Genomic DNA, 25,129 nt, shown 5'->3' with positions numbered 1-25,129 from the left:
ATGACAAAAAATCATGATATGGAGGATGGAAAATGAAACCATTGCAATTGGAAAAACGAGGAATATCCACAAGTCGTATGGTGATGGGATGTATGGGATTGGGCGGTGGTTGGAATCAAAATCCAATCACAGAAGAAGATATAAAGCAGGCCCATCAGGCAGTTGATGCAGCACTCTCAATTGGTATTAATTTTTTTGATCATGCGGATATCTATACCTTTGGAAAGGCAGAAATAGTATTTGGGCAAGTCTTAAAGGAACGTAAAGATCTGAGAGAAAAAATATTAATTCAATCTAAATGTGGTATTCGATTCGAAGACGGTCCGGGAAGGCCCGGAAGATACGACTTTTCTTCTGACTATATTCGCAACAGTGTCGACGGAATCCTAAAAAGACTTGGAGTTGAATATATTGATTTTTTACTACTACATCGTCCAGATCCACTGATGGAACCGGAAGAAGTCGCTGAAGTAATTCATGAATTAAAAGAATCCGGTAAAGTTAGAAACTTTGGTGTCTCAAATATGAGTGCAGCACAAATCAAACTGCTACAATCCTATTCTAATGAACCATTAATTATCAACCAACTGGAGATGAGTCTGGCTAAACTTGATTGGTTGGAAATGGGAGTACTTGTAAACCATAATGAACGTATAAATGCTCATTTCCCTGAAGAAACTTTAGAATACTGTCGTCTGGAAAATATACAAATTCAAGCCTGGGGATCTTTAGCACAAGGGCTGTTTTCGGGAAGAAATCTAGATGGTCAATCCGAATCTATAAAAGAAACAGCATTACTCGTTAAAGATATGGCTGATCAAAAACAAACATCACCCGAGGCAATTCTATTAGCATGGCTAATGAGACATCCTGCAGGGATTCAACCTATTTTAGGTACTACTAGACCAGACCGTATTCAGAAATGCGGGGAGGCAATGAACCTAACGATGACGAGAGAAGAGTGGTATTCTCTATTTGTAAGTTCAAGAGGCAGACGACTACCATAGGAGAAATGTGTTGTTGTCCGTATACAATATACGATGAAATTAAATCAACAATACTCACAATAGAGTTGCTGGAGGTAGTTATGAATCAGGTGAATTTTATAAATGAAGATATTGGAAGCGTTGATATAAAAGGTTCTGTTGAAAAAGTTGATACAGGATACGATGTAATTGCAGGCGGGCAAGACATTTGGGGGACGTCAGATCAATTCCATTTTAACTATGTAACGATTCATGATGATTTCGATATGGCAGTAAGGTTAGAATCACTTAGTATGGCCGATCTCTACACGAAAGCGGGCCTTATGGCTCGTAAATCTTTACTTGCTGATAGTGAGCATGTATTCTTTATGGTTTTTCCTGATAATAGCTCACGCAATAAAAATAATGGTGGTTATGAATTTCAATATCGGGAAAAGTCTGGCGGTGATTCTTTAGCAATATATCCTAAGGATTATAGCACAGAACCAGCAGAGTTCCCAATTAATTATCCAAATACTTGGTTAAGGCTAAAGAGGTCTGGTAATATTTTTTATGGATTCTATAGCACAGACGGTGAGACATGGATATTATATGCGATTCATGAAATGAAAATTGACCGAACTGTCTATTTAGGGTTAGCTGTCACTTCGCATAATGAGAACAATACGGTGAAAGCATCATTTAGGGATATAAAGATCATAAATAACTCCATATGAGTGGGAAGTTTTTGGAACTTAATTTTAGTCTTATATGAAATATGAGAATGCATTAAGGACTAAAACTTTGCCTACTAACAGATTCAACATTAAAGTATTTACTATTTTAATCAACCATGGGCCCCGAAAATATCTGGGTTGGAAGCCGCTCACGAATACTATGCTTATTATATTTATAATTACAGCAAGCAACCACCTAACAGGGATCAAGTGATTACTTTTGAAGCCGTTAAAGCAATTATTTTCTCCGTCAATCCAGGAGGTTACTCAATTTGGCTCCTACCGGATGCAAAAGGGAGACAGAGCGCCTAAGGTTACAGGACAGGAACAGCTTCAGCAGGTAGTTCAGGCACTGAAAGAATGGATGAAATCAGTACAAAAATAAAAAAAGGACCGTATGTGTTCATCTTCCATTGATGAATGCTTTCGGTCCTTTTTGTTTATCCTGTACCTTTATGTCGTGGCAGCATCTTTATAAAAATATCTATTGAACGACGGGATCGGTTTCCGCCTCTCTTTGTTAACGTCTTCGGAAGGCTCCGCCGCGTGCCAGAGCGAAGAAGATGAGCAGAGCAATAATCGAGCCAACGATGGCTGGAATAATATGAAATCCGCCAATCACCGGTCCTCTTGGTCCCAGCAATTCCGTTCCTAACCAGGAACCGATAAAACCCGCAATAATGTTCCCAAGTACACCGCCCGGTACGTCCCGCCCAATCAAGTTACCGCTTAACCAGCCAATAAGTCCACCAACAATGAGTACCCAGAGCAGATCCATGGATTGTTCTCCTTTCTTCGGGTTTATTACAAGTTATGTTGAGTTCAGTGGAATATAACTCATCTTCCAGTTGGTGAAGGAATCTAAAGTGTCTATGCTAAGATGAGGGTAAATGATGATTCACGTGTCGAGGGACAAGAACATAGTCCGATTACCGATTAGATGTACAATTAAATATGCATCACCGGTCACGTAAAACCTTATTAAATACCGTCATATATGTAAATTCAGAGAGTGAGCCAGTCTTCTTGCCCAGTTCCTTGGCAATCGCTCGTGAGCTTTTGCCTTGCTGATGTCAGACCGATTTAGTATCACAGACAATGAAGTATGATGGTTAAACAACAATTTCGAGACATTTCTAAAAAATGTCCCTTTAGAACTACCTCGTTTGTTATACATATATAAACTTCATCGCGAATACCTGGGAGGTGCCTTAAAGAAACATGGATGAGGAAACCGAATACAGAATTAAAAGAGTTCAAGCGGGCGAAATCCAGGACTACGTTTATATCGTTCAAAAATACCAAAAACAGATATTTATGTATTGCTGGAGACTTATTTCAAACAAACAGGAAGCCGAGGATGCTGTTCAGGACGTTCTGGTTAAGGCCTATGAGAAAATAAATCTCTATAAGCCTGAGGTGAATTTTTCCTCCTGGCTCTACAAAATGGCCTATCATCACTGCATAAACATAATCCGTCGAAAAAAAGTGCAACAGAAATGGAAATTCAGACTAATAGCTCAAGATCAATCTGCCATTAGTCCAGCAGAGATGCTGGATCGCCAACTGTTTAACGAACCATTAAGCCGGGCCCTTGGGAAACTGAATGTGGTTGAACGGAACCTACTGGTTCTACGCGTTTTTGAAGAAAAATCGTTTGCGGAAATAGGTGAAATTTTGAATAAAAGTCCCGATGCCGTCAAGAAAAAGTTTGCCAGAACCAAAATCAAACTCAAAAAATGGATGAGCCCAAAGGAGGAAGAACTATGCCAAAATTACAACGTACTTCTCAAAACGAAAATCTGAAAGAAATGGATCTTTTGAACGAAGAGGAGTTTCGGAATTTTGATGTCACTGACAAAGTCATGACTCGGGTGCGTAAGCTGGCAGCTCACAAGCGAGGGTTGGATGCCAGAGCACGAATTCGTCACAGAGTCGTGGTTCCCGGGCTAACCGCTATGTTCGTTCTTGGAGTATCAGTGACAGGGTATGCGGCCTCACAATATATTGAATTCCTTAACAATAAAGGAGAGGTGGTACTAAATACTGCCGTCGTCAAAGAGCCGACTGACTTTGTTACAAATTACACGAACAGACTGGGCTTTTACACAAATCAGATTAAAGAACAGTTGCAACCTGGAGATTATGTAGCCTATTATCTCAAAGATGAGTTAATTAACAACGCGGATAAATTAAATCCCGTAAAATTTGAATATAAATGGATCGAATATTCTAATTTTAGCAGTTTACAAGCTGAAATTACGCGGACGCAGGCTCCAGTTTTAAAATCAATAACGCATCTTCCTCAAGGGTACCAGTTTGATTACGGATACGTTTATCCTGCCGATCTGTATACAAACCATCTCGCAGATGCTGCTTACCTGAAGTTAACAGACGAACTAAAAAGACAAGCTGAATCTTCTTCGGATGGGCAACGGGTGTATATTCAAAAACTGAATTGGAACAAGGCCGACTTCTCTTTAGCACGCTATGTAAAGGGGAAGAACGTTGTAACTGTAACGGCTACAAGAATATTCCCCGACTCCAAAGTGACCATTTTCCAGGACGATCAGGCTAAAGCCGAGAAGCTGAACATTCAAGGTAATGAGGTCTATTATATTCAATCTGATAACAGGGATAGGGAAACTAATTCCGTTACTTACCATCGGATTGGATGGAGGGACGATCACAATCAATTGTTGTATGAAATATCCAATAATGCGGATAGCAATCTAGGTAAAGAGGATCTGGTCAAAATAGCTGAAGAGATGCTTACGTCTCGTTAGTGTTCTAAACCACAAAGGGACAAGCTAGCTTTAGATATGAATTCTGCATTACTGAAGGGTACTAATGGTATTATCCCCTTATAGTAGACAAGAGAAACAAGACATCTGTTAATATGGAGTCAAACTTGCCTCGAGGGGATTTTTTCATGGCTAAAAAACTACAAACTTCCGACACCGCTACAGCATTCTGTCGAAAGGACAGGCATTCCTTCGGGGTGCTTTTTCCTTTGCCTTCATATGAAGAAATGTGAGCGAGTTAAGTCCGGCTCAACGGTTTAAAAGATGAATTTCAAGAGACAAGAACATGATCCCATTTAAAATGGATCAAAACTTTCTCATCACTAAGAACTTTAGCAAAGAGATGAAGAGAATGGTGATTATGCTGTTGTATCGAGGGGTAAAGCATTACCTAGATCGCACTTTTGCTGATCCTGTCTTTGTTGAGAATAAGATTCAAACCTATTACCGATTAATTCAGCAACTTATACACCAAGAAGAGAGGATTTGAGATATAGTGAGTAAGATATTATCGGGGCTATTGCTGGTCTTCGCCATTTTTTTTAGTTTGCCTGGGCAGGCATCAATGGAGCAGACTTTGGAAATAAGCTTTCAGGATGATCGGTTGGATCAAGCAATCAAGGACATCTTACAAAAGGATGATAATGAAGCTGTCACGCAGAGAGATATGAAATCATTATCGGTTGTTAATCTTAAAGGAAAAGGGATTACACGTTTAGCGGGCTTGGAATATGCTTCAAATATTACGGAACTTGATTTGTCCCAAAATGAAATTAAGGATATTGGACCACTCAGAGAGCTGACCAAGTTAACGAAATTGAACCTTTCGGAAAACCAGATCAAAGATCTTAATCCTTTGAAAAAGATGACAAAGCTGAGCGAATTAGACCTTAAGTCAAATTTGGTTTATGATCTAGCTCCTTTAAAATCTCTTGAATTTCTTAATGTCTTATACTTAGATAACAACCGGGTATGGAATTTAGAACCTATTCGCAATCTTACGTTCAATCATTATTATGATACCGGAGGATTTGTGACCTTCTTGCAATTAAGCAACAACTATTTGGATCTGAGAGATCCCCCGCCTTCCAAAACGCTTAAAATTCTCAATGAGCTAGATGGGGAAGCGTCTCGCCAGAGCCAACTAAAATTTCAGAGATTGGTAATAGGCAGTACTACCGCTTATGTCTGGGAAAGTCCCTTTAAACTTACCCATGCTCCGTTTATTGCTTCGGGCCGTACGTATGTGCCCATTCGGTTTGTGTCTAAGTGGTTAGGTTCGGAAGTGAGTTGGGATCAAAGCAAAAAAGAGGTAACGATCCGCAAAGGCAGCAGGACGATTCATTGGACTGTCAATGAGAAGAAAGCAAATGTAAATGGAGAAACGGTATCCGTTGATGCACCGTTGTTGTTGAAGAATAACAGTACATTTGTACCGGTACGCTTTGTATCCGATGTTTTGGAATCTTCCGTAGAATACATGGCAAATCCTAAAACGGTACTCATATTCGAGAAGAAATAGACGGCTATTGTAAGGAAAATACGGTGAGTCAAAGTTGGTTAAACAAAATCCCATTATTTATTAATATAAGGCAAGCTAGAGTATTAGCCGCGTTCTATAGAAGCAGAGATTTTAACGCTCCTGATTGGAGCGAATGGGATGAGCAAGCCCGACGCTTCTACTATGAAAATTTGTTAAATAACACTCCCTATATTGATATGGACTTTTTGTGTTAACGGATACGATATTTTAACAAAGCCGAAGGGCCATCCCACAAAGGGATGGCCTTTAACCTTGCCGATACAGACAGCACAGAGAAACCGTAATAAGTGTGATTCTAATTAACAGCATAGAACCTAAGAGTTATAAATTCTCAGCAAGAAGAATGTCACTTATTAACTTTAAATGAACTGGTATGCAGATTTTTTGATTAAGCAGGCTAGATTTGATTATTGAAGTTATCTAACCCGATCTGACCTAGCATTTCATATTACCGTTACTAAGTAACTGGTTCACTATTCATCTTTTCGTCCTTAACCATTGTACCTGTTCGCCTAAATTGGACATAATATAATGCAGCTACGGCAACGATAAGAATGGGAAGTGTCAGGAAAATATTGCTATATACAAAAGTTGCACTGTTTTGTGGTATCGGATTTAAGCGAATGGTCGATGTGCCCAGGTCTAGTATTTTGCCGATAACAGCTGTTGATGTGGCCGTAGCGATAAAAGTGACCATCGAGAATAAGCCCATCCCTACGCCGATATTCTCTTTTGAGAGTGTACGTGAAACCGTGTTTGACATTGCAATTTGCATGAACGATTGACCAAGAACACCAAAAATAAGAAAGATCGCTATAAATACTGGCGACATACCAACGACTGAAGACAAAGAGAGAAAACCGATAATAAGAAGTGCAGCTGCAGTAAACACAAGGAAACGATTTCCCTTATCATCTGCTAATTTACCGCCTTGTCGACCCAAAAGCGCTGCCATTAAAGACGACGGCAGCATAACTATTCCGATGAAAACCGGTGACAAGTGGTTTACAGAAGAAAGTAGCTGAGGTGTAATGAATGGAAAGGCAAAGCCAATCCCGATCATGACGAAAGTAATAATTAGACCGAATGAAAACGGTTTGTTTCGAAATATGGCCGGGTTTATGAATGGGTTTGGAGTATAGCGTATACGTAGTACGAAAAAAATGAAAATAAGAATCCCGCCTAAGGCAAGCCAAACACTTCCGTTTGTTAAAGCCAGTAACAAAATGGCTATGGTACCGGCCAAAAGTATTCCGCCAATATAATCCATTTTTCTGGAAACCCCCTTTTCATCATCTAAATATTTCCGATACATCGGCAAAGTAAGTAATGATAAAAGCGAGATTACAAATAGTACCCGCCAGTTCCATGTACTGCTTACCACGCCGGCAATGATCGGACCAAAGGCCAAACCCAATGAAAATCCGATTGCAACGGTACCTAATGCACGACCGCGCCTTTCAGATGTAAAGTAACGAACGGGTACAATCATAGAAATTGCCGGAATGACTGATGCACCAGCTGCCTGTACAACTCGCCCCACAATGACCATCCAATATTCACTAGCCACTAAGCCAGTGACAGATCCAATTGCAAAAAGTAGTAGGCCAAACGTCAATAAATTCTTCAAGCTGTATCTGTCTGTCAATTTACCGTAAGTTACCGAGCCAATTGCATACACAATCATATAGCCTGTGATGATCCAACTCGCTTGCGATGAAGAAATTTGAAATTGTTTACTGATATTAGGGAGTACAATATTAAACATGGTTGCATTCATGACGGATATGATGAGTGTAAAGACAAGTAAACCAAGTAATAATTCTCCTTTATTTTTTTGAACGCTATGATTAGTTTGCATTGGAATGCCTCATTTCTATAGGATAAAATTGTATTGATGAAATAACGAGCCTGTATTCCTTTGATGATAAAAGTTTCATCTGGTTAAGCCTACAATGTAATGTTTTAAATACTTCGCTGACAGAGATGGTCAACGCTAATTTACTGAAAAGTCCTCAATGATGAGGACTTTTCAGTTTTTCTGGATATATTTTAAATTTCACTTTGTTTTTAATCTTGCTCCCGCAGCCGCAAATGACGGTATGTTTCAAAATTATAATTGGCTGCTGGCAATTGGGGCATACATGATGATGTGGCTGATCATTCAGTTTCACCACTTCCTCCGTACTTGACTCCGCATTGTATGGAGTACTTTGTTTTTCAAACCTTGTTGTGTGCAAAAAAAATCGTAAACACGCATAAGATACTCGGAATTTTTCATATCATTGTTTCCTAATCTTCAACATCTTGTTTTACTTGATTTCCCCTGTTGCCATGAGAACTGCTCTCCCCAGCGTATGACTCAGCATGGTGAATCCAAGGAGAGCTGGCGTGGAATTAGGGGCGACACTAATATTTTCGACGTCCAGCGCATGAACGACAAAATAATATCGATGAGGACCGTGTCCCGCTGGAGGCGCTGCACCGATAAAGCGTTCGAGTCTCAAATCATTCGGTAGTTGTAGAGAGCCTTGCGGCAAACCGCTGGAATACTCGTCACCTGCGCCTGTAGGTAGCTCGGTTACGCTGGCGGGGATATTAATAACGGCCCAGTGCCACAACCCCGATCCAGTTGGGGCGTCCGGATCATATGCAGTTACGACAAAACTCTTTGTCCCGTCGGGTGCACCCGACCACTTCAAATGGGGCGAGAGATCTTTACTTCCCTCTAGTGTTGACATCTCCGAATAATGCTGGGTCGGTAGAGGATGTCCCTCCATAATGTCATTACTCTCCAATTGAAAGATTGCTACTTCTGGCAATTTGGAAAATGGATTGTTGTTCATTGTAAATTACCTCCTTTTATTTTCATTTTCGATAATATATTAAATAATCGATTCTGTAAACAATAATCGTTTTTATAATTCACTATCGAATTTAATGTTTGTTTTTTATTGATAACGGTGTAAACTATCTACATACAATTACGTAGAATTATAATGTGTAAGAAGGAAGGTGCTGTTTCATGGCCAAAAGGAATGGTTCGTCCACCTTAAGCGAGAATGTCAGGAAGAAACTACAATCCGATATTTTGACTGGACAATATGAACCGGGCTCTCCATTAAAAGTGGCGGAATTAGCTAAAGCTTTCGAAGTCTCAGTTGCTGTTGTTCGCGAAGCGTTGACGCGATTGGCGACTCAGGGTCTGGTACAGCAAAATCCTAACCACGGATTTTCAGTAAAGACGGCGTCGGAGGAAGAGCTGAACAACATCATACAAGCGAGGTTAATCAATGAATCTGAAGCTTTACGCCTATCCATCGCCTATGGTGATCTCACATGGGAATCCAATGTAATTGCCGTGCATCACAAGCTATCGCAAACGGCTGAGTACAAGGAAGGGAATGAAAAGCTTGTTGTCCGCGAAGAATGGTCTGAGATTCATCGTCAATTTCATTACGAGCTTATTGCCGCATGTCCGAATCCAGTTCTCTTGGATATCTGCAGTAACCTTTGGGATTTGAGCGAATTTTATCGACATTGTTCCCCCCCGCAACAGCAAGTACGGGATGGAATCGCTGAACATAAGGCATTAGCAGATGCTGTTCTTAGCCGCGATGGTGAACGTGCTACACAGATCTTTAGAGCACACATCCAACTAACCGCAGAGGTCTTATTCGACAACCAATAAGTTGTTTATAAGATTCAAAAGTTTAAATCCAAACTTATCGGTTACCTGGGGAATTGGATAGAGACGGAGATACTTAATATTCGCATTAGCGATTTCTTGGTTAATCTAACTATTTTCTATGGAGGTGAGGCTATTGAAAACAATCGGGGTAGGGTTCTTATATGCATGGCTCTATGCAAAGCCAGTAAAGGATATGGCAATGCTTTGCATAGAGCTTGGGGACAATCACATTGCCAACGACAAATCGTAATATTCTACTAACTGGCTTTGCACCTTATTGATTTATTAAATAAGGAGTGAGGCTCATGAAATATTCAAATGCCGAGTTTGTTTTTCCCGAAGAACTGCTACGTATCATTCAGGAATACGTTCAAGGCGAATTGATTTATATCCCCAAACCCAAAGAGGCACACCTAAAATGGGGCGAGACAACACAAAGCAAAAGTAGGGTCTCTGCTCGAAACGCTGAGATCAAACCCTTGTTTCGCAATGGAGTCAGCATAGAGGATTTGGCGGCTCAGTATTTCTTGTCCTACGAAAGCATAAAGAAAATTGTTTATAGTAAGAACTAATGAAACCCGCTAAATGGTCGTATCGACGGTTTAGCGGGTTTTGTGCAAAGATGGATTAAATCAACTTATACATAGAAACCGCACCTCTACATCGATAGACTCAAGTTAAGGTTGTTGGGATGAAGAACGGCCTGCTTGTATGAAGGGGTGTAAAGAATGAACGAAATCATGAAGAAGAAGCTGCTGGGCAAAAATGAACTGTTGATTAACATGGTTATCGAACGCGCAAAAAGAGATTTTCTAGACGATATCGCCATTATTGGGCTTACGGGTTCATTTAGCACCGGGGACTTTCACGAGAAGAGCGATCTTGATTTGATTATTATCAACAATACAGAGAGGGGATGGGGAATATCCGATTGCTTCATCTTGGATGACGTTGGATATGACATCTATTGCACGCCATTCAAGAATACAAGAGCAATCCACATTAGAGAGTCCCAACGTATCGAGCCTAACCGAGCTCAAAATACTCTACTATGCTAAACCTGAGGATTTGGAGAAATTGAATGATTTCAGGCAAAATGCTCTTGATGCACTTACGAGCCCGATAGGAGAAGCGTGTCTTAATCGAGCAAAAAAATGGATCGATCTGGCTAAGCAAGCATACAGCGATACGATGCTAGGTGAAGATATCGGTTCAGTGCGACATGCATCTGCCGACGTTCTGTACAATCTAGTTAATGCCTTGGTCAGTATGAATAACACGTGTATCAAACGAGGAATCAAGCGATATTTGGAAGAGATACGCTCGTTTCGCTATGTTCCGGATGATCTCGAATCCTTATACATGTCAATCATCGAATCTCATACCATTGAAGATATCCGAATAGCATCTTTTAAAATGTTGAATAGCGTTACAAGGTTACATAGTACGATGTGCGATAACTTCATTGTTAAACCTACTCCTAACTTTGATAATCTGAGGGGAACATACGAAGAATTGTGGTGCAACTACTACAATAAAATCTTGAACAGTGTTACAACAAATGATGCTTCCTACGTCTTTCTTTCGGCCTTTGGAGCACAAGGGTATCTTGATGAAATGGCTGTGGAGAAGGGGACCAAGAAATTTGATCTTATGCAGTACTTTGATGCAAGTGATTTACCAGTAATGAAAGAGAAGTTCCTTGAAGTGATGGATGAATATCTAGACGAGTATGATAAGGTTGGCAGAGAAGTGAAACGCTTTACAACCTTCGAGCAACTATATGACTATTATATGAATCATTGACCTACCTTATAAAGAAAGGGCCGTGAAGAATTAGTTTCTTAACGGTCTTTTTCATTTTGAGTTTATTTAGATGGATAACGAATCTGATGTTGAAGGTTTGTAATAAAATTCATAAAAAGTATAATAAGAGTATTACATATAAGGAGCGTGAATAGTATGCAAAAAAATACTATGACTATACAAAAGGAGAATAATATGAAAAAAAGGATGATAACGATTGAGAAATATAAATATAGGGATTCTTGCGCATGTAGACGCAGGAAAGACGAGTTTAACTGAAAGATTACTTTTTGAAACGGGTATCATATCTGAAATCGGCAGTGTAGATAAAGGAAATACGCAAACAGATTCTATGGAAATGGAACGACAACGAGGAATTACCATTCAATCTGCTGTCGTTTCTTTTGCGGTTAATGATGTGAAAGTGAATTTGATTGATACACCAGGTCACCCCGAATTCATCTCTGAAGTTGAGAGGGCTTTACGAGTATTAGATGGAGTCATCCTTGTCATTTCATCTGTCGAAGGTATTCAAACTCAGACACGAGTTTTGATGAAGACACTTGCTAAATTGAAAATCCCTACAATCTTTTTTATCAATAAAATTGATCGTGTGGGTGCTAGGTACGAATCGTTACTAACTGAAATCCATGATAAATTGACACCCCATGCTTTAGCAATGGGCTTTGTTTATAATATCGGCACATCAGCTGCGCATATGGAATTGTTCACGGAAAATAATCAGAAATTTATGGAGGGCCTAGCAAATCGTTTAGCTGATAATAATGGACGCTTTCTCGAACGATATCTTTACAGCTCTGAAGAATTAGCCCCTGATGACTTTGAATCGGAGTTTCTAGAACAGTTCAAGCAAGCACAGCTTTATCCGGTGCTATTTGGTTCAGCAATTACTGGTAGGGGCATTCCCCATTTGATTACAGCCATACAGAATTGCCATTCTTCCGTTCATTATGAAAATACTCCTTTTACAAGAGGGAGAGTTTTTAAAATTGAACGTGGAAAAAACGACGAAAAGATCGCTTACGTACGAGTTTTCTCTGGTGAAATCAAAATACGTGAGAGTCTTACCTATTATCGGATGAATCAAACAGGAGAAATTATCAAATTTACCAACAAGGTCACGGGGTTGAAGCACTTCTTTTCTGGAAAAACAACAGATGGAACAATTGCTGCAAGTGGAGATATCGTAAAAATTATGGGTCTAACAGACTGCCAGGTTGGCGATGATATCGGTGTTCCTTCCAATGAAACGACCGAAACCCTGTTCTCGCCGCCTAGTTTAGTAACAACGATCAAAGCCTCTGACGAAAACGAGACCATTCATTTATTCAGAGCATTGAAAAAATTAGCCGAACAGGATCCATTTATTCATATCAAACAGAATTCTCTTCAAAGGGAGCTATCTATTCATCTTTATGGTGAAATTCAAAAAGAAGTGATTCGGGATCAACTGAAAAAAGACGCTCAAATCGATATCGAATTTCTTGAGACACAGCCTATTTATATTGAAAAGCCTATCTTTACAGGGGAGGCAGTTGAGAGAATGGGAGACAAGGGAAACCCATTTTATAGTACTATAGGCTTTCGTATTGACCCGAATCCTCGTTCAACCGGTATTGAATATCATTTAGAAGTAGAGCTCGGCTCCCTACCTTTATCGTTTCATAAGGCAATTGAAGAAACCGTCTATGAGACGCTTAAGCAAGGACTATATGGTTGGGAAGTTCGCGATCTAATTGTGACACTTACGGATACCGCCTATGCAAGTGCAGTTAGTACAGCTAGTGATTTTCGAAAATTAACGCCTCTTGTGTTAATGAGAGCACTAGCTGAAGCAACTACTCAAATTTATGAACCCATTCATCGGTTCGAATTAGAGGTTCCTGCTAATTATCTAAGTAGGATTTTATTTAAACTAACTCAAGCCTCTTCAACCTATCAGGATCCGATTCAGAATGACCAGGTATTTATGATATATGGCATGATCCCGATTAAGAATATTCAGTCATTCAAGAACCAACTTCCGGGTTGGACCCAAGGTGAAGGTGTATTGCTATCCGAATTCTATGGCTATGAGCCCTTCGATGGTGAAGTGCCATCATGTACAAGATACGATCATAATCCATTAAATCGGAAGGAATATCTCTTACATGTTTTGAATTCGGTGTAAGCAAAAAGCGAGTTAAAAGCAGCGTACAAGTGGTGTACACTGCTTTTTCTTTGACTCATTTATAAAAGAACTAGACAGTAGAGTGCCTTCTACAAACGTTTAACACTGTTATTAGCAGAGGCGGGATTTGTTATGATAGAAATCTGGAGGCGAATGAGATGCTGGAATTAGAGTTTACTACTATAGAGGAGTGGGATGAAGCATTGTGGGCGCGGATGGAGCGAATCTATCATGAGGCTTTTCAAAGCGGCGCTAAGACCAAAGCGATTCTGCGCAGTATGCTGGACCGGGGAATTGGTTGTTTACACACGGGCGTGCATCATGGAGAAGTGGTTGCGATGGCTGTTACTGGACTGGAGGGGAAGGCTGCGGACCGCATTCTGATCATCGATTACCTCGCGGTTGAACAGAAGCTGCGCGGGTTGGGCATAGGGACCTGGATGCTAGAGCAGCTCAGAGCCTGGGCGTTAAGGGAACACGGGATCAAAGGTATGATTATCGAGGCGGAGTCCGGGACAACGGAGGCTCATCAGGAACGCATTCAGTTCTGGCAACGTAACGGGTTCATCCTGACCTCCTATGTCCATCAATATAGAATGGTGCCAGAGCCGTATCAGGCAATGATGTTTCCGCTGGATAAAAGCACGCATGTGCCTGATGATGGTGAAGCACTGTTTCGTTATATTAATGCTTTTCACAAGGTTGCTTACCGGAAGAGTTAGACTGCATTCAAGGGACCAGCAGGAAATTTCCGTATAGATTAGCTGACGTAAAATGATCAGTTATTGACTGCATGGTCAATAACTGATATATTAATCCCATGAGCAGACCAAGAGAATTTGATGTCGATCGTGTATTATACCAGTCTATGGAAGTGTTCTGGAATCAAGGCTTCAAAGCAACTTCTTATGAGGACCTTACGCGTACTACAGGAGTCAAAAAGCAAAGTTTGTACTGTGTTTTTAAAGACAAGCGATCATTGTTCCTGAAGGCGCTGGCACTTTACCGTGAACAGGTTATAGCGAAACTGAAGGAGATTGAAGCCTTGGATTCGTCTCCCGGTGATAAACTGGATGCCTTACGAGAGTCCCTTTTAGACGATGAAATTGGCTGCCAAGGTTGTCTAATTGTGAATGCATCCCTTGAATTCGGAACAGAGGACGAGCAAGTCACACGCGAAGCTGAGCTCATGGCAGAAGAGATTCAACTGGTATTAGAGAAGATCATAAGTAGCGGGCAGCAACAACAGTTAATTTCCAACCGGTATACGAGTATAGAGCTTGCATCTTATCTAAATAACACCATCCTGGGTGTGAGAGTTATGGAGAAATCAGGTTCATCCCGTGAACAGATCGAGACGGTTCTGCGTACTTCATTTGGCATGATCATGTCTTGATCTTTTTTTTGTTAAATTCTTGACTGCGAAGTCAAAAATAAATTTAAGGCGGATTAATACACCACGAAACCTTGAAGGAGGTGGGGCTTTTCGATAAAAATCGTGTATTGATTCATTTGGAAGTAACGTCTAGCTGTTAACCAGGCTGGTAGCTGTTTAACATCTCCTAGTTCGACTTATATAAAACTAAATATTTGGAGGTTATTATGAATTATTCTCAATCCATAGAAGCATTGTTCCAGCCTATAGAGTTAGGTCAATTGAAATTATCCAATCGGATCGTGATGGCGCCGATGACGCGTCAATTTTCTCCGGACGGTATCCCGGGTTCGAATGTTGCGGGCTATTACCGCCGCAGAGCAGAGAACGCAGTGGGGCTTATTGTGACAGAAGGAACAATAATTAATCATCCAGATGCATCCAATCAAGCTAATGTGCCGCACTTTTATGGCGAAGCTGCAATGAATGGTTGGGCACATGTTGTATCTGAAGTACATGAAGCTGGCGGTCGAATTATTCCACAGATCTGGCATATGGGAGCCAAAGGTCATGTTAATGATTATTCGGAAGCTGAAATTGCTACAATCGTTCAGGAATTCGCACAAGCAGCCTCAGAAGCGAAACGCGTTGGGTTCGATGGTGTTGAAATCCATGGAGCACACGGCTATCTGATCGACCAATTCCTGTATGAGAAAACCAACTCTCGTACGGATCGTTATGGTGGAGATATGATGGCTCGCACACGTTTTGCAGTTGAAGTGATTGAGGCTTGCCGTGAAGTAGTCGGACCGGAATTCCCGATTGTACTGCGTTTATCTCAATGGAAGACAGATGATTATCAGGCTAAATTGGCTGAAACACCGGAATTACTGGAGCAGCTTCTCGCACCGTTGGTTCAAGCAGGAGTCGATATCTTCCACTGTTCCACACGCCGTTTCTGGGAGCCGGAATTCGAAGGATCTGATCTGAACTTTGCTGGATGGACCAAAAAACTGACTGGCAAACCGACAATTACTGTTGGATCGATTGGTCTTGATGGTGACTTTACAAGTCTGTTCACAGAAGGTAAGGGCGCAAGTAACGTCGGTATCGATGGATTGGTACAACGACTTCAGAATGATGAGTTTGATTTGGTAGCTGTAGGACGCGCTCTTCTGGTCGACCCTGAATGGGCTAAGAAAATTCAAGAAGGACGCACCGATGATCTGGTTCCATTTACAAGAGAGGCGATGACCGTACTTACTTAATTGCAGTTATTCTCATTAGGAAGATGTATCTGATAAAGAAAAGCACACCTTCAAGAGAATGAAACCTTGTCGTAAGATAAGGAAATCCTCTTGGAGGTGTTTTTGTAATTTCAAACAGAGTGAGTTATCCGGTGGAATTAAAGATGAAAGCCATAGAAATGAGGTTGGCAGAGTTACGGGTATCGAAATGGAGAATTGCACCGCTTAGAGCAACCGGATATGTCGAGGGATAAGAACATATTCCCATTAAGTCGCTAATTTAGCGACTTTTTTATATTATCGGTACAAGTTCGTGTCCCAAGCCAAGGACAAGAACTTGTACCGATTGGGGGATAGGACAAGAGCATGATCCGACTTACGATTAGATGAGTATCTAATAGATAATGAGTAAATATGGCCCAAAAATGCAATAAGTATTTGGGGAACACATACAACTTGCAAAAAAACACAAGCTTTGGAATAAGGTCCTCAGCTTAATTATTGCTGGTTCCTTAATTTCTAAATCATCATCATTCAATAACACCACTGTTTGGGGGATCCCTCCCTCCGAAAGATCAACGCTTCTGTTCGCTGAATACGTTAAAGAAATTACGATCACAAGAGAAATAACCCGGCTATAGAACAAGGAATCTTGCTAGCCCTGACAGACATCCAATGCAAGCGACGATCTATTCATTAGTACTATGTGACAACAAGTGTTTTAGATTGTCATCAATAAATTGATTATCGACACTGTTGATTCCACGACCGGCAAAATGGCCCCAGATCGATTGGATTGGTTTCAAGACAGCATTAGGTATACGCTTAGCTTCATATTCATTATCGTCCGCTGTGCAGAAGAGATCCGTGCTTCCCGGCATGATACAGGCAAGAGCTTTTATGCTCTGAAGTGCTTTATCAAAGTCTCCGTTATAGGAGGGGTTGGCACTAATATCTGCATGTTGACCTGTCCATAACATTGCCAGAACATTATGAGGATCCATATTCATAAAGCTATCTTCCCAGACACCAGCTACAAAATCCTCCAATGTGTCAAATCCCATCTCACGGTAAAGCTCTTCTCTATAAAACGCATGTGATAGTCCCCATCCCGCATACACCCGACCAACTGCACGCATGTCTGTAGAACTTAGTTGGTTTATTTTACTTGAGTCGAAGCCAACCGCAGATAGCAGCGAAGCCTTCACGCCTTCCAGGACCACCAATGTGTGAGGCCAAGGTTTGGCGATGCCTCCGAAAGGTGCGATTCGTTCGACCATCTCCGGGTAACTTGCCCCCCATTGAAATGCCTGAATGCCGCCCATCGACCACCCGACCACGAGAGCAATCTTTTGAATACCGAATTTTTCGGTCAGCAGTTGGTGCTGTAATCGAACGTTGTCATAGATGGTTACCTGTGGAAAGGTAGCCCGATCAAATGGAGGAGGCGTGTTACTGGGAGAGGAAGATAGCCCATTGCCCAGCAAATTGGGAACGATAATAAAATATTTCTCTGGATCGAGTGCCATCCCGCTGCCAATGAGCCATTCATTCTGAACATGCTGATCCCCAAAAGCCGTTGGATAGACAATAACATTATCCTTCTGTTCATTTAGTTTTCCGTAAGTTTTATAAGCAAGAAAAGCATTTGGTAACGTCACTCCTGATTGTAAGAGTACATCACCCAAATTAAAAATTTCATAGTCCATCGTATAGTCGCTCCCTTCAAAATGAAAAACCACATGTTCAGTGTGATCTCTTGTACTTAGTATAGAGCCGTGGTACTCTCAATAAAAGTGAATAGAATTCAAGGTAGTATTCAATAAAATTGAAAGATGAAGGGGGGAGCATCGGATGGAATTGCGTCAACTGAATACGTTTTGTACGGTTGCAACAACATTGAATTTCACGCGGGCAGCAGAAGTGCTGAGCTACGTTCCTTCCAACGTCACGATGCAAATTAAAGCATTGGAAGATGAGCTGGGTGTTCGCCTCTTTGATCGGTTGGGCAAGCAACTCGCTCTTACAACTGCGGGCAAACGCTTTTTAACACACGCCCAAGGTATTCTTGAAAAAATGGACGAAGCTCGTAGTGCTGTCCATGCTAATGAAAAACTAACTGGTACCTTAACGATAAGTGCGAATGAGGTTATTTGTTCCTACCGGCTTCCACCTGTCTTCCAACGGTTTCGCTCGCAGCATCCGGGAGTTCGTCTAATCTTCCGCTCAGTTCCGAATCAAGAGCTCAAGCAAACGCTCTTTGAGGGAACCACGGATATTGTTTATATGTTGGATGAACCCATCCGCTCGAGTGGACTTTCCGTGGAACCTTTGCTGGAAGAAAATTTCCGATTGTTAGCTGCTCCAGATCACCCACTCGCCAAACGAACTGTGCTGCACTTGGAAGATTTTCATGAAGAAGTGTTCCTGACGAATGAGAAGGGTTGTCCATATCGAACGATGTTTGACCGGTCATTTGAGAAAGAGGGCATTGATAGCATCACGTATCTAGAGTTTCAAAGTGCCGAGGCTATTAAACAATGTGCGATCTCGGGAATCGGTATCGGCTTTCTTCCTGAAATCGTTGTAGAAGCCGAAGTTGAACGCGGGAAACTTGTTGTTCTTCCATGGGAAATTCCGGATTTGAGGGTGTATACACAGATGTTGTGGCATAAAGACAAGTGGCTTTCACCAATCATGTTATCTTTTATAGAAACATCAAGGGAAGTTTTTCGTTTGCAAAAAGAGAATGAACTGTAAGCCTATGTATAAATGAGCAAAAGCAGGTACCGTTTCGTACACGTGGTTAACCAAATGAAAATCCACCAGGAGATTCTTTCCTGGATTCTTGAAGTGAACATGCTATTAACACGGCAATCAGTACAAGAAGTAAAATATAAAGACCGCTCATCCAATACTCGGGTGAGCGGTTTTTTAAGTGTTATTGTCGCGGGACACAAACATTGTGTCATTTCGGTTTAGTTAATTATCTAAATAGTATCATGATGTAGATCATCTGGCGAGATTAAAGCACAGGAGTGCGGTTTCGATCTCTTGAAAGGATGCTTTTTAGTCCATTAAATTCCCCTGCCTGTCTGAAATCATTGTCTATATGATTTTAGAATAAATAATTTCAAGTTTTAAAGTTGATGAATCATATAAATCTTGTTTCTATGATTATAATATTAACAATACTACACAGAGTATTGATGCAGTGAATTTGAAGCAAGAGAGTGTTCTGGATAATTCGCTTTCTTCCAATTGAACGTTGTTACTATGTGGGAAGCTGCCATTGACTTAAGCCCTGATGGGAGAAGGGAAAGATGTTTGCGTGAACAGCAAGGAAACCAACGATGCTTCGTACGAAAGTGTGACAGATCAGCAGCTTCAGGATCAGTTGAAATATTATAAAGAACGAGCTCCAGAGTATGATGACTGGTGGTACCGTCGAGGCACATTTAATCAAGGAGACGAAGCTAACCAAATCTGGTTCGATGAGATTAGTACGGTTAAGGATGCTTTTAAAGCTGAACATTTTCATGGTGACTTTCTTGAACTTGCGGCGGGGACTGGGACTTGGAGTAGTCTGTTCTTAAAAGAAGCCCTTATATTGACCCTTGTAGACGGTTCCGAAGAAATGCTTTCGCATAATCCGGTAGTATCTGAACCCAATGTAAGAACGATCATTGCAGATCTTTTCAATTGGTCTCCGGATCAGTTATACGATTCAGTTGCTTTTACTTTCTGGATATCTCATTTACCCAGAGAAAGACTGGCGAGCTTCTTCACCATGGTCTCATGCTGTTTGAAGCCCGGAGGGAAAATGTTCTTTATCGATGATCGAGAAGTATCAGGAACCCGCGAGTCTCATGTAGTGGGGACATCTGGGCAAACGATGGTTCGGAAGCTTAATAATGGTGATCATGCTACTATAGTGAAGAATTTCTTTGACGATAACGAGATCGAGCAAATTGCTGCTAGTGTGGGAATTGAATTGCATGTCCATTGCACCTCTAAGTACTTTCAGTATGGGATAGGATCCAAAACTGTCTAAAACAGCAATTATCTCATACTTAATGAAGAAATCACTGAACTAACGGAGCACTTTAGATCAAAAAAATAAAGGAGCAGTATCGTCGGCGGCGACTGCTCCTTTATTACGCTAATAAGCTTTTGATGATCCAGTAGTGCTCATGTTTACCAAATTGGCCAAAAGAGCCAGCCCAAGAATCGACTTACCACTGATTGCAGTCGTTTGCCCTTCAAATCCCTATCTTCGAGCAGATGGTTCCTCATAGCTTTGCAAGCCGGTGTCGCGCAAAGTTCTTCCGACATAGCCTAACTCTCGACGTGCAGCGGCATCGTTGACGGTGAACTCACGCCCAATCATGCGTATCATCGAGCGTGAGATCGGCGGATCGCCGTCTTTCCGTGTGATGTCCCAGATCGTGTCGAACAGCCGGCCAATCGCAGAGACGAGCCAGTAGGACAGCGAACGCATCTTATCGATGGACAAGCCCTGCAAGTTCGCAAGTGAGGCGACAAACTCACGGAAACTCTGCCCTTCCTGATCCTTGATAAAGTAGGCATGGCCGCCTTCTCCGTGTTCAAGAGCGCATTCCTTTCGGTTCGGAATTCAGGATAGTCCGCCTGGTGTCGCCACGGATTGATGGTTTAGCTCAACCGACGCGCATCCGGTCAAAACCAGACTAATACCGAACAATCGATCATCGTACTCTGGAGCGCATCCTTCATAGAATTTTACTTCTCTTCATCTTACGATTATTTATCTAGCGATCTTAGCGAAGTGCTCCAGAGTTCGAACCAATTGGGCTGTATAAGACATTTCGTTATCGTACCAAGCTGCGGTTTTCACCAATTGATGGTCACCGACAGTCAGAACTTTCGTCTGTGTGGCGTCGAAGAGCGAACCGAATGTGATGCCTTTGATATCGGAAGATACAATCTCGTCTTCCGTGTAGCCGAAAGTCTCTGGATCGGAAGCTTCTTTCATAGCAGCGTTAACTTGCTCAACTGTTACCTTGGTATTCAAAACGGCAACGAGTTCAGTCACAGAACCTGTTGGTACAGGTACACGTTGAGATGCCCCATCCAGTTTACCCTTCAGTTCCGGAAGAACCAAACCAATGGCTTTTGCAGCACCGGTGGAGTAGGGAACGATGTTCTCCGCTGAGGCGCGCGCAGCTCGGAAATCTCCTTTTGGATCCGGAGCGTCAAGCGTGTTTTGGTTACCCGTGTAAGCGTGAACGGTCGTCATCAGCCCGGATTGAATACCAAACTTGTCGTGTAGAGCTTTAGCCATAGGGGCCAGGCAGTTGGTTGTGCAGGAGGCGCCGGAAATGACGGTTTCCGTTCCGTCCAGTGTGTCATGGTTCACGTTGTATACAATCGTTTTCATGTCTCCTGTAGCAGGGGCGGAAATGACGACTTTCTTCGCTCCGCCTTTCAGGTGAAGCTCGGCCTTTTCTTTTGAAGTGAAGAAGCCTGTACATTCGAGGACAATATCAACGCCAAGCTCTCCCCAAGGAAGCTCTTCAGGATTCCGTTTAGCCAAAACCTTAACTTCTTTGCCGTTTACTTTGAAGGTTCCGTCATGGACTTCAATGTCACCTTGAAAAGTACCTTGCGTCGTATCATATTTGAGCAGATGAGCTAACATTTTAGCGTTCGTAAGGTCGTTAATCGCTACTACCTCGACGCCTTCCACATCTTGAATTCGGCGAAAAGCGAGTCGTCCAATTCGTCCAAAACCGTTTATACCTACTTTTACAGTCACTGAAAATCCCCCTATAAGTTTTATTTATTCCAACAAGCCAATGCCTACAATGAAATAAAAATGACCCAGCGCTATTTCATTCTAGAATAGCTTATTGTATAATGTGAAAAGAGACCGTTAGGTATCTTTATATTAGCATGATATTAGTGAATTGCAAGGACGAATTGGATAATTCGTTTAAAGCAAATATACGGTTCATATGGAGGAGATCATGAAAAAAGGGGACAGAACACGAAAACACATCATTATGAAATCGGCTGAAATTTTTAACCAGAGAGGATATGCCGGTACATCGCTAAACGATATTATTGCCGACACAGGAATTAAAAAGGGGGGCATTTATCGACATTTTGCTAGTAAAGACGAGATAGCGCTTGAAGCCTACAATTATGCGGCCAGTATGGTCGCCAGTAAATTTTCTGAAGCGGTCGATCAAGAGCAGTCTGCGTCAGGAAAGTTGCTATCTTTTTTTCGTGTCTATGAGAATGTCGTCAACGACCCCCCATTTATTGGTGGATGTCCCATGCAGAATACAGCTGTAGAAAGTGACGATACTCATTTGGAGCTTTGTGGTCAGGCAAGGCAAGGGATGCATAACTTCTTGGATATGATGAAAAGTATTATTCGTGACGGCATTCAAGCTGGAGAGTTAAAGGAGGATCTGGATGTGGATGCGCTAGCATCATTTGCATTTTCCTTGTTGGAGGGAGGGATTTTGCTCAGCAAGTTGGATGGGGATAACAAGCATATGCTGATGAACAAAAAAATTTTCTCGTCCTATTTGCAGGAATGCTGCTTAAAGATCAGTTAATCTGATGTACTGGCACATTGGAATAAAGCTGGGCATCATCGATGACAACTCAAGTTCAAGAATCTAAACTTTCGATGGATCGTCTCTTTTAAGTATAAGCTGTCTTATGCAATAGCCTAGCCTGAACGGGTGTTTTTTATATTTTTCACGCAGTTATAAGAAAGAATGTTTTTTTGTTGCAGTAATATCGAGGGACAAGAACATATTCCCAATGAAGTCGCTAATTTGGCGGCTTTTTTGTGATCGGTACAAGTTCATGTCTGAGCCAAGGATAAGAACTTGTACCGATTTCCGAAATTGAAAAGAACATAGATCATTTACCATTGGATTATTATCTAAATATTTTCGGTAAGTAATTCAATATAGAGGGTAAACTCCTTTGAGGTTTTATTAATGATTTAGTCTTGTGGCTGATCAGGTATTACTGCATCCATTTCAGAATAATTACTCCAAATAGAGCAATAACCACACCACTTACGAGTCCTAACCTTTATGTGAGAATGTGATAGCCAGGAATGAAAAAAAACAATAATAGTCCGAACCGTATACCTTTCCTCCGTGGCTGATTAATAATCGATTTAATATTAGAACTAGAATGGTGCTTGAGATGTAAACCCCAATGAATAAGAAATTGCGATCAATAGAACGTTGAGATGTCCATTGATATAAGACACCTCGTAAGCCGAAGAAAAACGCAGCCCCAACTGCAGCTACAAGCCAAATCTTGTTGTCCTCCTAATACATTAACAAAGAAAAATAAAAAATCTTGTTTGCTGTTTCAGAATAAGATACTAACTAATAAAAAGTTACCTTTTTCAGATTGACAAGGCTCTTACTAAGATTCTTCCATTGAACTGATTTCTATTAGAAATGAATTCAAGAGATCTCTTGCTGATGAATTGAGAGGCTGGAGAGGAAGAGGGAGACTAGGACTTGAAATTAACCCCATGATTTCTGCAGCTGCAGAAATAACACGAAGACTTCCGTATTGGCGGAATAGCAACCAAATCGGTTCTATTTGTGTGGAGATTTGATCAGCTTCCGCACTATAACCTTTCAGAGAGACCTGAGTCATTCTTAAACACAGCTTTGGAAATAAGCCACCCAGAACGGAGTACCATAGTTCACATCCTGCATTCAAGCCAGTAGCTGCAAATGGATCACCGCTTACCCCGATCGTAACATGTGAGGGAACTAGCTCACGAAGATTGTTAATCCTTACGTTGGCTGCTTCAAGGTTAGAAGGCACACCAGGAATCTTAATGGAACGCACATGGGGAAGGGAAGCAATTCGACCATGCAGTTCATCGGTAAAATGAAACTTCGTAGTTCCAGGATTATCATACACACAAAGTGGAATAGAGAGCGACTTTGTACATTGTTCATACAATAGGTAAACTTCTTCATCCGTCAGTGTTTGATAAGAAACAGGAGCAAGTAGTACCGCACTAGCTCCTGCTTTTTGGGCATCTTCCGCTAAATGAAGTACATCAAGTGTGCGTAATGCACTGATACTTGTCATTACGGGGGTGTTTTCAGCTGCACTAACAGCAAGCTGCAAGACACGCAATCGTTCCATTCGACTTAGATAGGCATAGTTTCCTGTTGATCCCAGAACCCCAATAGAGTCCACTCTTGCTGAAACTAAACGTTGAATTAAGTTCACAAATTCTCTATCGTTAACATGTTGCTCATTCATAGGGGTTAAAGGAAAAGCAGATAGTCCATGAAACATTAATCTCACTCCTCTAATAATTAGGTAAAGAATTACATCAACGAATTATAAATCAAATTGGATGATTCAACAGGTCCAATTTACATAAAGTTTAATATGCCAATTTACAGAATGAGTTCATAGTAGCCATATTGGTAACCTGCATGAACATGGACCAAAAACTAATTAGGGTCGAGGGATAAGAACATTAGTCCGTTGTTTGTTCTGATGGTGTTCTGAACTGGGAAGCGTGAGGAAAAGCCAGACCCAATCTTCTGAAAAACACGACATTAGTGAATATAAAGGGTGGTAACCATGGTCAATTTGGCTCCGACGTGATGCAAAAGGGAGTGAGAGCATGCCTAAGGTTACAGGATTGAAACAGCTTCAGCAGGTTGTTCAGGCACTGAAAGAATGGATGAAATCAGTACAACAATAAAAAAAGACC

At 41.3% G+C, this 25,129-nt stretch carries 23 protein-coding genes and 1 pseudogene; 17 read left to right on the top strand and 7 right to left on the bottom strand.

All coding sequences use genetic code 11. The features are described 5' to 3' along the window. Positions 1 to 32: 32 nt before the first annotated feature. Together HP548_RS19390 and HP548_RS19385 are read left to right on the top strand one after the other, a co-directional pair. Positions 33 to 1,007: an aldo/keto reductase gene (locus HP548_RS19390; RefSeq protein ID WP_099859109.1), complete on the top strand. Its 975-nt coding sequence runs from the start codon at positions 33 to 35 to the stop codon at positions 1,005 to 1,007. A gap of 80 nt (positions 1,008 to 1,087) precedes the next feature. Continuing rightward, a complete protein-coding gene (locus HP548_RS19385) occupies positions 1,088 to 1,702 on the top strand; it encodes a DUF1349 domain-containing protein (RefSeq protein WP_175382560.1) in 615 nt (204 codons plus the stop codon). 520 nt (positions 1,703 to 2,222) lie between these two features. Here the strand turns inward: HP548_RS19385 and HP548_RS19380 are convergent. After that, a complete protein-coding gene (locus tag HP548_RS19380) occupies positions 2,223 to 2,480 on the bottom strand; it encodes a GlsB/YeaQ/YmgE family stress response membrane protein (protein ID WP_024630063.1) in 258 nt (85 codons plus the stop codon). Positions 2,481 to 2,923: 443 nt separating this feature from the next. Here HP548_RS19380 and HP548_RS19375 point away from each other — a divergent pair, with 443 nt between their 5' ends. The 3 genes from HP548_RS19375 to HP548_RS19365 all read left to right on the top strand — a co-directional run bounded on the left by HP548_RS19375 (position 2,924) and on the right by HP548_RS19365 (position 6,028). Continuing rightward, positions 2,924 to 3,508 (top strand): RNA polymerase sigma factor, encoded by a 585-nt coding sequence (locus tag HP548_RS19375; protein WP_099859107.1) that lies wholly within the window; start codon positions 2,924 to 2,926, stop codon positions 3,506 to 3,508. Next, the gene (locus HP548_RS19370; RefSeq protein WP_175382559.1) at positions 3,469 to 4,488 is read left to right on the top strand and encodes a DUF4367 domain-containing protein; all 1,020 of its coding nucleotides are present in this window, start codon (positions 3,469 to 3,471) and stop codon (positions 4,486 to 4,488) included. Before HP548_RS19375 ends, HP548_RS19370 begins: the two co-directional genes overlap by 40 nt. Positions 4,489 to 5,002: 514 nt before the next feature. Continuing rightward, a complete protein-coding gene (locus HP548_RS19365) occupies positions 5,003 to 6,028 on the top strand; it encodes a stalk domain-containing protein (RefSeq protein ID WP_099859104.1) in 1,026 nt (341 codons plus the stop codon). A 478-nt stretch (positions 6,029 to 6,506) separates the two neighbouring features. Here the strand turns inward: HP548_RS19365 and HP548_RS19360 are convergent, their stop codons facing one another. Then, entirely contained in the window at positions 6,507 to 7,910 is a 1,404-nt protein-coding gene (locus tag HP548_RS19360) for an MFS transporter (RefSeq protein WP_175382558.1), read from the bottom strand. A 451-nt stretch (positions 7,911 to 8,361) separates the two neighbouring features. Then, on the bottom strand, positions 8,362 to 8,895 hold the full coding sequence (locus HP548_RS19355; protein WP_063567472.1) for a YbhB/YbcL family Raf kinase inhibitor-like protein: 534 nt from the start codon (positions 8,893 to 8,895) through the stop codon (positions 8,362 to 8,364). Positions 8,896 to 9,074: 179 nt separating this feature from the next. Here HP548_RS19355 and HP548_RS19350 point away from each other — a divergent pair, with 179 nt between their 5' ends. From HP548_RS19350 to HP548_RS19320, 8 genes are all read left to right on the top strand, one after another. Further along, on the top strand, positions 9,075 to 9,740 hold the full coding sequence (locus tag HP548_RS19350; protein ID WP_175382557.1) for a GntR family transcriptional regulator: 666 nt from the start codon (positions 9,075 to 9,077) through the stop codon (positions 9,738 to 9,740). Positions 9,741 to 10,045: 305 nt separating this feature from the next. After that, positions 10,046 to 10,312: a CD3324 family protein gene (locus HP548_RS19345; protein WP_175382556.1), complete on the top strand. Its 267-nt coding sequence runs from the start codon at positions 10,046 to 10,048 to the stop codon at positions 10,310 to 10,312. A 156-nt stretch (positions 10,313 to 10,468) separates the two neighbouring features. Continuing rightward, the gene (locus HP548_RS33420; protein WP_343054892.1) at positions 10,469 to 10,798 is read left to right on the top strand and encodes a nucleotidyltransferase domain-containing protein; all 330 of its coding nucleotides are present in this window, start codon (positions 10,469 to 10,471) and stop codon (positions 10,796 to 10,798) included. Then, on the top strand, positions 10,686 to 11,546 hold the full coding sequence (locus tag HP548_RS19340; RefSeq protein ID WP_246318131.1) for a nucleotidyltransferase domain-containing protein: 861 nt from the start codon (positions 10,686 to 10,688) through the stop codon (positions 11,544 to 11,546). Before HP548_RS33420 ends, HP548_RS19340 begins: the two co-directional genes overlap by 113 nt. A gap of 217 nt (positions 11,547 to 11,763) precedes the next feature. Further along, positions 11,764 to 13,737, top strand: coding sequence for an elongation factor G (locus HP548_RS19335; protein ID WP_217504758.1), 1,974 nt, complete (start codon positions 11,764 to 11,766; stop codon positions 13,735 to 13,737). 158 nt (positions 13,738 to 13,895) lie between these two features. Next, positions 13,896 to 14,459 carry a GNAT family N-acetyltransferase gene (locus HP548_RS19330; protein ID WP_175382555.1) on the top strand — a complete coding sequence of 188 codons (564 nt, stop codon included), beginning with the start codon at positions 13,896 to 13,898 and terminating at the stop codon, positions 14,457 to 14,459. 98 nt (positions 14,460 to 14,557) lie between these two features. Further along, on the top strand, positions 14,558 to 15,133 hold the full coding sequence (locus HP548_RS19325; protein WP_175382554.1) for a TetR/AcrR family transcriptional regulator: 576 nt from the start codon (positions 14,558 to 14,560) through the stop codon (positions 15,131 to 15,133). A 206-nt stretch (positions 15,134 to 15,339) separates the two neighbouring features. Continuing rightward, positions 15,340 to 16,380, top strand: a complete 1,041-nt coding sequence (locus HP548_RS19320; protein WP_175382553.1) for an NADH:flavin oxidoreductase — start codon at positions 15,340 to 15,342, stop codon at positions 16,378 to 16,380. A gap of 668 nt (positions 16,381 to 17,048) precedes the next feature. On the opposite strand, the gene HP548_RS19315 is transcribed toward HP548_RS19320, so the two are convergent. Then, positions 17,049 to 18,068, bottom strand: a complete 1,020-nt coding sequence (locus HP548_RS19315) for an alpha/beta fold hydrolase (protein ID WP_175382552.1) — start codon at positions 18,066 to 18,068, stop codon at positions 17,049 to 17,051. A 145-nt stretch (positions 18,069 to 18,213) separates the two neighbouring features. Here HP548_RS19315 and HP548_RS19310 point away from each other — a divergent pair, with 145 nt between their 5' ends. Beyond that, on the top strand, positions 18,214 to 19,119 hold the full coding sequence (locus HP548_RS19310; RefSeq protein ID WP_175382551.1) for a LysR family transcriptional regulator: 906 nt from the start codon (positions 18,214 to 18,216) through the stop codon (positions 19,117 to 19,119). Positions 19,120 to 19,666: 547 nt separating this feature from the next. Beyond that, positions 19,667 to 20,413, top strand: a complete 747-nt coding sequence (locus tag HP548_RS19305) for a class I SAM-dependent methyltransferase (RefSeq protein ID WP_175382550.1) — start codon at positions 19,667 to 19,669, stop codon at positions 20,411 to 20,413. Between the two features lie 216 nt (positions 20,414 to 20,629). On the opposite strand, the gene HP548_RS19300 is transcribed toward HP548_RS19305, so the two are convergent. Continuing rightward, a complete protein-coding gene (locus HP548_RS19300; RefSeq protein WP_217504757.1) occupies positions 20,630 to 20,875 on the bottom strand; it encodes a hypothetical protein in 246 nt (81 codons plus the stop codon). Positions 20,876 to 21,145: 270 nt separating this feature from the next. Continuing rightward, positions 21,146 to 22,156, bottom strand: coding sequence for a type I glyceraldehyde-3-phosphate dehydrogenase (gene gap / locus HP548_RS19295; RefSeq protein ID WP_076288774.1), 1,011 nt, complete (start codon positions 22,154 to 22,156; stop codon positions 21,146 to 21,148). A 211-nt stretch (positions 22,157 to 22,367) separates the two neighbouring features. Between gap and HP548_RS19290 the strand changes: the two genes are divergently transcribed. Beyond that, the gene (locus HP548_RS19290) at positions 22,368 to 22,967 is read left to right on the top strand and encodes a TetR/AcrR family transcriptional regulator (protein WP_076288773.1); all 600 of its coding nucleotides are present in this window, start codon (positions 22,368 to 22,370) and stop codon (positions 22,965 to 22,967) included. A gap of 835 nt (positions 22,968 to 23,802) precedes the next feature. Here HP548_RS19290 and HP548_RS19285 read toward each other — a convergent pair. Then, complete coding sequence (locus tag HP548_RS19285) at positions 23,803 to 24,702, bottom strand: dihydrodipicolinate synthase family protein (RefSeq protein ID WP_175382549.1); 900 nt, start codon at positions 24,700 to 24,702, stop codon at positions 23,803 to 23,805. 251 nt (positions 24,703 to 24,953) lie between these two features. Here HP548_RS19285 and HP548_RS34135 point away from each other — a divergent pair. After that, a pseudogene (locus HP548_RS34135) lies at positions 24,954 to 25,061 on the top strand (alpha/beta hydrolase); the annotation flags it as partial. Positions 25,062 to 25,129: the final 68 nt, after the last annotated feature.

The sequence above is a fragment of the Paenibacillus taichungensis genome (assembly GCF_013359905.1).
GTDB lineage: Bacteria > Bacillota > Bacilli > Paenibacillales > Paenibacillaceae > Paenibacillus > Paenibacillus taichungensis.
Note: the sequence above shows the minus strand (reverse complement) of the source record. Positions and strands in the feature narration are given on the sequence as shown.